Annotated in this window: 7 protein-coding genes and 1 pseudogene; 5 read left to right on the forward strand and 3 right to left on the reverse strand. The window is 67.7% G+C overall.

Annotated features, from left to right (window positions below):
• Nucleotides 1-42 precede the first annotated feature (42 nt).
• From K8V84_RS04620 to K8V84_RS04630, 3 genes are read left to right on the forward strand one after another with little or no spacing between them, the layout of a single operon-like run.
• Nucleotides 43-453: a pilus assembly protein gene (locus K8V84_RS04620; RefSeq protein ID WP_304070842.1), complete on the forward strand. Its 411-nt coding sequence runs from the start codon at nucleotides 43-45 to the stop codon at nucleotides 451-453.
• Entirely contained in the window at nucleotides 450-860 is a 411-nt protein-coding gene (locus tag K8V84_RS04625; protein WP_304070844.1) for a TadE/TadG family type IV pilus assembly protein, read from the forward strand. The genes K8V84_RS04620 and K8V84_RS04625 overlap by 4 nt, the downstream gene beginning before the upstream one ends.
• A gap of 21 nt (nucleotides 861-881) precedes the next feature.
• The gene (locus K8V84_RS04630; RefSeq protein ID WP_304070846.1) at nucleotides 882-3,353 is read left to right on the forward strand and encodes an OmpA family protein; all 2,472 of its coding nucleotides are present in this window, start codon (nucleotides 882-884) and stop codon (nucleotides 3,351-3,353) included.
• Between the two features lie 169 nt (nucleotides 3,354-3,522).
• On the opposite strand, the gene K8V84_RS04635 is transcribed toward K8V84_RS04630, so the two are convergent.
• Complete coding sequence (locus K8V84_RS04635; RefSeq protein ID WP_304070848.1) at nucleotides 3,523-5,334, reverse strand: BCCT family transporter; 1,812 nt, start codon at nucleotides 5,332-5,334, stop codon at nucleotides 3,523-3,525.
• 601 nt (nucleotides 5,335-5,935) lie between these two features.
• Between K8V84_RS04635 and K8V84_RS04640 the strand changes: the two genes are divergently transcribed.
• A complete protein-coding gene (locus K8V84_RS04640; protein WP_304070850.1) occupies nucleotides 5,936-6,175 on the forward strand; it encodes a hypothetical protein in 240 nt (79 codons plus the stop codon).
• Nucleotides 6,176-6,437: 262 nt separating this feature from the next.
• Here K8V84_RS04640 and K8V84_RS04645 read toward each other — a convergent pair whose 3' ends face one another.
• Nucleotides 6,438-7,445, reverse strand: coding sequence for an aromatic acid exporter family protein (locus K8V84_RS04645; RefSeq protein ID WP_304070853.1), 1,008 nt, complete (start codon nucleotides 7,443-7,445; stop codon nucleotides 6,438-6,440).
• Between the two features lie 88 nt (nucleotides 7,446-7,533).
• Here K8V84_RS04645 and K8V84_RS04650 point away from each other — a divergent pair, with 88 nt between their 5' ends.
• On the forward strand, nucleotides 7,534-8,463 hold the full coding sequence (locus K8V84_RS04650) for an SMP-30/gluconolactonase/LRE family protein (protein ID WP_304070855.1): 930 nt from the start codon (nucleotides 7,534-7,536) through the stop codon (nucleotides 8,461-8,463).
• A 213-nt stretch (nucleotides 8,464-8,676) separates the two neighbouring features.
• On the opposite strand, the pseudogene K8V84_RS04655 reads toward K8V84_RS04650, so the two are convergent.
• Nucleotides 8,677-8,946, reverse strand: a pseudogene (locus K8V84_RS04655) (MerR family transcriptional regulator); the annotation flags it as partial.

An 8,946-nucleotide genomic window follows, 5' to 3' on the forward strand; every position in this document is an offset into this window, starting at 1 on the left:
GGTCGCCCCCGTCGAACGCTTCGTCCCCGGAGGTGCCACACCGTGAGGAAACGTGACCGGGGCTCCGCGTCGGTGGAACTCGCCATCGTCACACCCGCCCTGCTGCTCTTCGCGATGCTGATGATCTTCGCCGGACGCACCGTCGACGCGGGCACCACCGTCGACGAGGTCGCCCACGCCGCCGCCCGAGCGGCCTCCCTGGAACGCACCCCCGGGGAGGCCTCGGCGGCGGCGACCACCATCGCCTCCGCGACGCTTCGGGAACAGGGGTTGGCCTGCTCCGACCACACCACGAGCGTCGACCACGGCGGTCTCACCGCCGGTGGGGCGGTCTCGGTGACCGTGACCTGCACGGTGAGCTTCTCCGACCTGCTCGGGGTCGCCTTCCCCGGCAGCCGCAGCATCGAGGGCGACGCCACCGTCGCCGTGGACACCTTTCGGGGGACCCCATGAACACCGCCACGACGCGGGACGACCGCGGCCAGGTGAGCGCCTTCGTCGTGATCATGGCGCTCGCCTTCCTCCTGTGCCTCGGACTCGTCTACGAAGGCGGGGAACTGCTCCAGACCCGCCGCCAGACCGCGACGCTCGCCCAGGAGGCAGCCCGCGTGGGCGCCCAACAACTCGACTGGGAGACCTACCGGGAGGGCGCCGAGGAAGTACCGCTGGACGCCGCCGCGGCCGCGGCGGCGGCCCAGGCATTCCTCGGCTCCGCCGGAGCCGACGGCACCGTCAGCGTCAGCGGTGACACCGTGACCGTGACCTGTGCCCTGTCCTACTCGTTCAGTCTGATCCCCGCCGGCTCGACCACCGTCGAGACGACGGCCACCGCACGCCCCCACACACAACCCACCCCTTGACCCCAGCACAGTGAGGCGGAGATGCACCCTTTGAGCCGGCTCTGCGCGGTCGCATTCGCGCTCGCCTTCCTTATCGGTCTGCCCTACGTCCTGCTCTGGCACGTGGACTGGCCCGACCTGCCCACGTCGTGGGACGTGGCCCTGGCCCATCTACGCGGATGGCGGACCCCGCCGGGTGTGCTCACCGCCGCGCTGATCACGGCCCTGTGGGCGCTGTGGGGACTGTTCGCGCTGGCGATCGTGGCCGAGTCCGTGGCGCGCCTGCGCGGTGTCGCCCTGCGTCTGCGTCCGCTCGGGCCGCTCCAGGCGGTGGCCGCCACGGCCGTGGCGGCCACCGCCCTCACCCCCGCCGTCGCGTTCGCCGACACCGTCGCCCCGGCGGAGCAGAGCGAGAACGAGGACGAGGCGCCCGAGGCCGCCCAGGACGACGTGGAACAGGCACCCGTCGAACGGACCCGTACCGTCAGCGGATTCGAACTGGGGTCCGCGGAGCTGACCGAACAAATGCGACAAGACCTGGCGCCCACCGTCGAGATGCTCGGAGACCACTGGGACCCGGACGTCCCCGTTCGGATCATCGGTCACACCGACCCCAGCGGCGACGCCGAACGCAACCAGGAACTGTCCGAAGAACGGGCTCGAGCGCTCGCCGAGCACCTGACGGAGTCACTGGGCGAGGACGCTCCCGACACCGAGATCACCGGTAAGGGCTCCGACCAGGAGATCGAGGGACCGGCGCAGACCCAACGCCGAGTCGAGATCGCCTACACCCTGGCACCCGCTCCGGTGCCCTCCCCACAGGGGGAGAATCAGGCAGAGACCGAAGCCGAGGCCGAACAGCCCGTCGTCACCTTGGACAACGCCTCCGCCGCCACCGAGGAGGACGGCCCTCGCGTCGTCGTCCTGGAGGTCCCCGACGGCGGTGTCGCCGCGACCGTGGCCTTCGCCGGCCTGGCCGGGGGCTACCTGCTGGGCAAAAGAGGCTCCTTCGTACCGAGGATGGCGCTCAGCCTGCCCCGGCCGCGCCTGCGTGCCGGACATCCGCGCCGCCTGGCGCTCCCGGCACCGCCAGAGCGTCCCGAACCCACCGACGAGATCCACGAGCGCGTGACCCTGGAGTTGGATCACGTCCCCGGCCTGGGCCTCATCGGCAAGGGCGCCGACGCCGCGGTCCGACGTCTCATCGCCAACGCCCTCGACCTGGCCGAGCCTCTCGCGGTGCGTGTCCTGATCATCGAACGCGAGGTCGTCCGGCTGTTCGGCGCGACCGGTCGAGACCTGCTACGCGATCGGCCGTGCGAACCGGTGACCATGGTTCCCACGATGGAGGACGCACTGGCGTTCCTGGCCTCGGAGCTGCACGCCATGGACGCGCGAGAGCGGGCGCCTCTCGCCCTGATCGCCTCCCCCGACCCCCGCCACGAGCACGCTCTGTCCGGATTGTTGCTGCACGGACAGCACCGTGGCGTCACTGCGGTCATCCTGGGCAGCTGGCCACTGGGCGGCAACTGCGTGGTCGACGCCGACGGGCTGATCTCGCAGACCAGCCAGCCGCTCTCCACCCTGTTCCACTGTTCCTGGGCGGGATCGACCGCGGAGGAGGTCCGCGAGGCCGTCCTCACCTACCAGGAGGCGGACCACGCGCTGTCAGAGCGGACGGAACGACCGTCCTCACGCCGTGACACCGAGGTGTGGGAAGCGGAACGCGGCCGTCCGGTACTCGTGGCCGAGGACTGGGCCGATGACGACGCGTTCACGCCGGTGGGTGATAGCGCCGTTTGGGATCGGCTCACCCGGGCCTGGAACGAGGAACCCGAGTCTTTGGCCGACGAAGGCTTCGACGAGGCCGTGACCACCGGCGCGGCGGAGGGCGTGATCACAACCGAGGGCACGGGCCGCGAAGCCGGGAACAGGGATTGGAGCGTTCCGGACGACGGAGCCGTTATCGCCGCCGCCTTCGCTGTCTTCCATGACACGGTTGGAGGTGCCGACCCGGCCGCTGCCGACGACTACGACGACTCCGGGTGGGAGGAGACCCCATCGGCCATCTCTGCCCCGGGTACCGACATGGACGAGGTCACGGACGTCGCCCCACGTAAGGTTGCCCCCCAGGAGATGGCCCCCGCCCCGAAGACCCGGGAGATCAAGGAGACTCGGAAGGACGAGAAGGTCCGCCACCAGCGCGTGCCCGGCCGCAAGGCCGGAAGGGTCCGTGTGGTCCGGATGGACGGACCCTCGACCTCGGACACACCGGGGGAGCACTCGGCCTCGATTCCCGAGCGGCCCCGCACGACACAGCGGCCCCTCAAGGAATCCGGGCCGATCCCACAGGAGCCACAGCAGTCCCGCGTGGCCGTCACCGCGCAGGCCCTCGTCGGCCCGGGCATGGCCGGCCATAAATCATCGACCTCCGACAGTCCGCAACCGGTCAAGCCGCGCAGGCCGCGTAAGGCAGGCCCGCGGATGCCCCGGATGCCTCGAACAGAAGGCTGAGCAAGACCCGGACGGGCGGCTTCGCACTTTCGTGCGAGCCGCCCGTCCGGGTCTTGTGTCCGTTCGGTTCGGCTCCGGCCACCGCCGGGGCTCGTGGGCATGCCCAAGCCGCCACCTATGTCGAAGACCTCCGGTACGTCCCGAGTCAGGTGGGCCCGGAGCTGTTCGCCTACTCGGAGTCCTTCCGTCCCTGTTCCTCGGACCGCGGCGGTCGCTCCTGCCGGTGGTCCGTGTGCTTGGTCGAACCGGTTCGCGCCGACAACGTGCCGTGTGTTCCGGTGTTCCGGGTCTGCTTGATGTAGGGGTCGCGTAGCACCGGTGGGTCATCGAGGGCTTCGGGCTCGACGACGATCTCCGAGGTGTCGTGTTCGTCCTCGTCCTGGCGGCGTTCGTACTCTTCCGGTGGCAGGACCTTCTTCCACCTGCGCATCCGCACCTGCGGCAGCTCTCCGGCGTCCTCCCTCAGGGCTCGATACACCGCGTACATCTGGAAATAGCCCATGATGAAGAACGGCAGTCCGACGAGGACGATGATCTTCTCCAACGCCTCCAGACCACCGGATCCGGAGAAGACCAGCAGGGTCGCGGTCACCACCGCGATGGCGATGGCCCAGAAGATCCGTTGCCCCAACGGGTTGAAGTCCTCGTGGCCATTGGCCATCGTGTCGGCGACCAGGGCCGCGGAGTCCACCGAGGTGATGAAGAAGACGATCACCAGGATGATGGCGATCACCGAGGTGAAGCCGACAGCGGGGTAGTGCTCCAAGAACGCGAACAGCGCCCCGGGGATGTCCTCCTGTTCCACGACGCTTTCCACCAGTCCGCCGTCTCCGTGGAGTTCGATGTCGAACGCGGAGAACCCGAAGATGCCGAACCACACCACCGAGAAGCCCGCCGGAACGAGAAGCACACCCGAGACGAATCCGCGAATGGTCCGTCCCCTGGAGATGCGGGAGATGAAGATGCCCACGAACGGGGACCAACTGATCGTCCAGGCCCAATAGAACACCGTCCAGTCGGTCTGCCAGCCGGAGTCGGCGAAGGTGTCGTTCCACAGGGCCAATTCCGGCAGGTTCATCAGGTAACTGCCGAATGACTCGATGGTGCCCTTGAGCACGAAGAGGGTGGAACCCGTCACCAGGATGAACACCAGCAAGGCGATGGCCATCCAGATGTTGATGTTGGACAGGACCTTGATCCCACGGTCCAGCCCCAGGGCGACGGAGATCATCGCCACCCCGCCGACGACGCCGATGATGATCAATTGCCACATGGCGCTCTCGGGGATTCCGAAAACCTGGTTGATTCCGCTATTGATCTGTAGGGCGCCCAAGCCGAGGGAGACCGCGATGCCGAAGACCGTTCCGACGATGGCGACGATGTCGATGAATCGGCCGATCGGTCCGTGGATCCCCTCGCCGATGATCGGTTGGAAGATCGAGCTGACACGCGGTGGCAGATTCCGTTTATGGATGAAGTAGGCGAAGCACAATGCCGGCAGCGTGAAAATGGCCCAGGTGTGCAGGGTGAAGTGATAGAACGTGAAGTTCATCGCGTCCTCGGCGGCGGCCGTCGACTCCGGTGTGATGCCCAAAGAGGGTTCACGCGGAGGTTCGCCGAAATGGCTGATGGGTTCGGCCACGCCCCAGAACATCAGGATGCTGCCGATGCCGGCGGCGAAGAGCATGGCGAACCACGCAGGTCCGGAGTGTTCGGGAGGCTCATCGTGCGGACCCAGCTTCACCCGCCCGAATCGGCTGAGGGCGATAAAGATCAAAAAGCCCAGAAACAGGGTGAGGCCGAGAATGTAGAACCAGCCCAGGTTGGCGTACAGCCATTCCGAAGCGACCGTTACGGCCGCGTCGAGCGGCTCGGTGAAGACGATGGTTCCGACAACAAAGGCGATGATCACCGCGGCCGATCCGAAGAAGATCGGGGGTGAGGTACGCAGTCTCATGAAGTCGTGTAGGCGGGTCAGCAAGTAATTTCCTCCTCATGCTTGACGCTGACTCAACGGGGTCATGGTCAGGTGACTCGGCCAGAGTACTGTTCCCGCCGACGTATTGCTCATATCAGCGAAACCATGGCGCCCTGTGTCCGTTTTTGGCGTTATGCGAATTACGTCCCGATAATGGTGTCGAGACGTGAAGATAGGAGTACGTCCGGGGGAGTGGCGGAGGGTGAGCACTCTCGCGGGACGTCCGCGGGTCGCCCGGTCGGGGATCGACGATCGTCAACCGGGTCACTGAACTTTCGTTGACCCACGGCGTGCGGACGTGAACGTTCGTCGGTGGTCACTTCGTCCTCAAGTCGGACGATTCGACGGCTTTCGTTTTCTAGGTTGGTCGGTGTCGGCGAGTAGCCACTCGATCACACATGGGCCGGGATTCCGACGATGGTCACGATCAGGCTCTTCGGGCCTGATCGGTCCGACGGCCCGTCCGGCCCGTGCCCGATGAGAGGCCTACCGGACTCCGGTCAGTGAGTCCGGGAAGAACCGACCATCGTTCGAGTGGTCGGCACGACCTCTCCTCGTGATACGCGGGGAGAGCCCACAAAACCCCATATTTCGGAGGAAGTACATGTCTATGTCGCAGCGCATCGCCGGTGGACTCGCGATCGGAGCGGCGGCCTTGGCCCTCCCGCTCGCCGCGAGCCCCGCGCACGCGGCCGACTGGGAGGTCGTCGGTGGTGGCTTCGAACTGGAGTTCGAATGCCTCGTCGATGCCTACAGCTACGTCGTCGAGGAGGACAACAACCACGACTTCACCGAGTACAAGTGCGTGTACAACGGTGCAACCTGGGACGTCTGGGTTCGCTGACCCCGGCCCACCACTGACTCCCCCACACGGTGGTGCCGGGTGATTCCGGCCATCCGTCGTTGACATGGAGCTTCGCCCCACCGGAGACCCTCCGGTGGGGTCTTTCGCGTCGGGGCATGAGTGTCGACCACCCGGGGAACGGCGACCCGCACGAACACCCCCGAACCGCCCAACGCCGCGGGCAGTCGACCATGGGGCCGCACTTCCACGTGCCCCATCGGAGACAAAAGGGGCGGTAGACGCCGTGAACCGATGACGCGCCCTACTTCGCCGTTCGGCGAAGCGTGTCGCAGAGGATGTCGATGGCGCTGATCGCCGCGTCGGTCTCCGGACCCGAATCCTCCAGTCGCCTTCGGAGCCCGGGAAGGGTCTCGCGCAGCTCCTCGGCTCGCAGCGCCGCCGCGTCCCAGAAGGCCGCCGCCCCCCACGCGCCGTCGGTGGAACGGGCCTCGGCCACACGCGCGAACACGTCCGCGACCTCACGCACGACCGCGGCCAGGGCCGTCTGTGATTTCCCGGGGGCGGACAGCACCGTCGTCGCCACGAGCGTGCACATCACGGCCACGCCCTCCAAGGGGCCGGCGGCCGCGACTCGCGTCCGGGTCCGTTGGCGCAGATACACCCCTCGGAGGGTGCGGTCAACGATGTCGAGAGCGGCCGATCGAGCCGATTCCAGGTCCGCGATGGCGGTGTGCGTCGAGACGAGCGCGTCCTGTACCTCGCTCTGCGCGTCGTCTCGCCGGTCGGCGACGTGAGCGGTCCTGACCAACAAGCGGTGTAGATGGAAGACCAGCTCGTGCTCGGCCTGGGAGAGCAGGCGCAGCGGATGGGTGGGGAAGAGCAACTGGCTGAAGACCAGTGCCACGCCCGCGCCCAACGCGGCGTCGAACAGTCTTTGCGGTCCGCCATCCCCTCCGTAGGGGATGGTCACGGTGAGGATGGCGGCGGCCGCGGCCTGTGCGATGGTCACTCGGGCGGCGCCCACCGCGACGGCGACCAGCGTCGCGATCAGGGTCGCCACGACCAGCCCGAGACTGGGCGTGCTGATCAGCCACACCGCCGACGCGCCGACGATGATGCCGATCAGGGTGCCGGTGAGCAGGTTCACCGCCTGTACCCCGCGGACCCCGAAGCCGGTGTTGAGCGCGACCACGGCGGCGATCGGGGCGAAGAACGGATGATGGTCCCCCGCCACCAGCCACTCGGCCAGGATCCAGGCCAGTCCCGCGGCGGCCGACTGCTGGAGCACCGACCAGGCGTTGGTGCGCACCCGGTTCCAGGCTGGGCGCCAAAAGGACCTGGGTGTCGGACCTGACCGATCGGGTGCGGAACTCATGGCCTCACGTATTGTAGACGATATGATCACCGTGCGTGTTCATGTGGGAGGTGTCGGCTACGACGCCTGGGCGGGGCCGGGGCACATGACGAAGGGGGACGCGATCGTGAAGGTGGAACGGGTCACCGATCCGATCACCGAGCATGGCGAGGGACCTTGCTGGTCACCGTCCTGGGGTGGGTTGCGCTGGGTCGACATGACCCGCGGTGACGTGTTGGGCCTGACGCCCTCCGGTGACGTCTCCCGAAGGCACGTGGACGACGTCGCCGCGGTCGTGCGCCCCCGCGCCGGTGGGGGAGCGATCGTGGGCGTGGAACGCGGGGTGGCGCTGTTCGACGATCAGGGCGAGGAACGGCGCCGGGTCGAGATCTGGACCGACCCGGGCATCCGCATGAACGAAGGCGGCTGCGCCCCGGACGGAACCTTCTACTGCGGATCGATGGCCTACGGCAAGACACCGGGGACGGCCGCCCTCTACCGCCTCACGCCGGAGCTGGAGGTGACCACCGTGCTTCCCCACGTCACCGTCTCCAACGGCATCGACTGGTCGCCCGATGGTCGATTCGCCTACTACAACGACACCGACACCGGTTGCGTCGCCGTTTTCGACTGGGACTCCGACCGTGGCCTGACCGACCGCCGCGTCCTGGCCCGGATACGGGACGGTGGCCTGCCCGACGGCCTGGTCGTCGACGCGGAGGGCGGCATATGGACCGCGATCGTCAACGCCGGCCAGGTACACCGCTACACCCCCGACGGTGATCTGGACGAGGTGATCTCGCTACCGGTCCAGAAGGTCACGGCGTGCACCTTCGGTGACGAGGACCTGGGCACCCTCTACATGACCACGTCCCGGGAAGACCTGGAACCGGACGAGGAACCGTTGTCCGGCTCGCTCTTCAAGATCCGCCCCGGCGTCCACGGCCGTCCGGTCCGGGAGTTCGCCGGATAGAGGGAGGTAGGCGACCCTGGTGCCGTCCGGGGAACAACACCGCCCGGCTGCGGGTGGGCGGGCCGAAGAACTCCTCGACGGCGATCGGCTTCGACGGGGCGGTCATGGTGGATCCCTCTGGTCGATGGACGCGAGCACGGTCCACTCAAAACTCTGACGCCGCTTCGGAGCCAAGGCCGTAGGGCTTGGCCCGGACCACAGGGCTTGGTGGGGTCAGGACCCGGCCGGTCGCCGTTCATGCTCCAACCGCTGTAGGACCCGGCGCAGCACCCGGTGCTGGACGGGTTCGAGGGCCTGCTCGTACAGTTCGTCCAGCAGGGCCGAGGCCTTCGGGCCGGGCTCGGGCATACCGGCCAGCCGCGCTGACAGTGGTTCCAGCCCGGTGACCCAATCGTCGATCAAGGACACGACCTCGTCGTCCGGGGCGTCGGGGCCGAGGGCGTAGAACCGCGCCGTCAGCGGCTCCAGCCGCTCGATCATCTC

The sequence above is a fragment of the Nocardiopsis listeri genome (assembly GCF_020741345.1).
Classification (GTDB): Bacteria; Actinomycetota; Actinomycetes; order Streptosporangiales; family Streptosporangiaceae; genus Nocardiopsis; species Nocardiopsis listeri_A.

What these genes read in the sequence shown, in the direction of transcription:
- K8V84_RS04650 (WP_304070855.1), top strand. Translation starts at nt 7,534, where the DNA reads ATGATCACCGTGCGTGTTCATGTGGGAGGTGTCGGCTACGACGCCTGG.
- K8V84_RS04625 (WP_304070844.1), top strand. Translation starts at nt 450, where the DNA reads ATGAACACCGCCACGACGCGGGACGACCGCGGCCAGGTGAGCGCCTTC.
- K8V84_RS04640 (WP_304070850.1), top strand. Translation starts at nt 5,936, where the DNA reads ATGTCTATGTCGCAGCGCATCGCCGGTGGACTCGCGATCGGAGCGGCG.
- K8V84_RS04630 (WP_304070846.1), top strand. Translation starts at nt 882, where the DNA reads ATGCACCCTTTGAGCCGGCTCTGCGCGGTCGCATTCGCGCTCGCCTTC.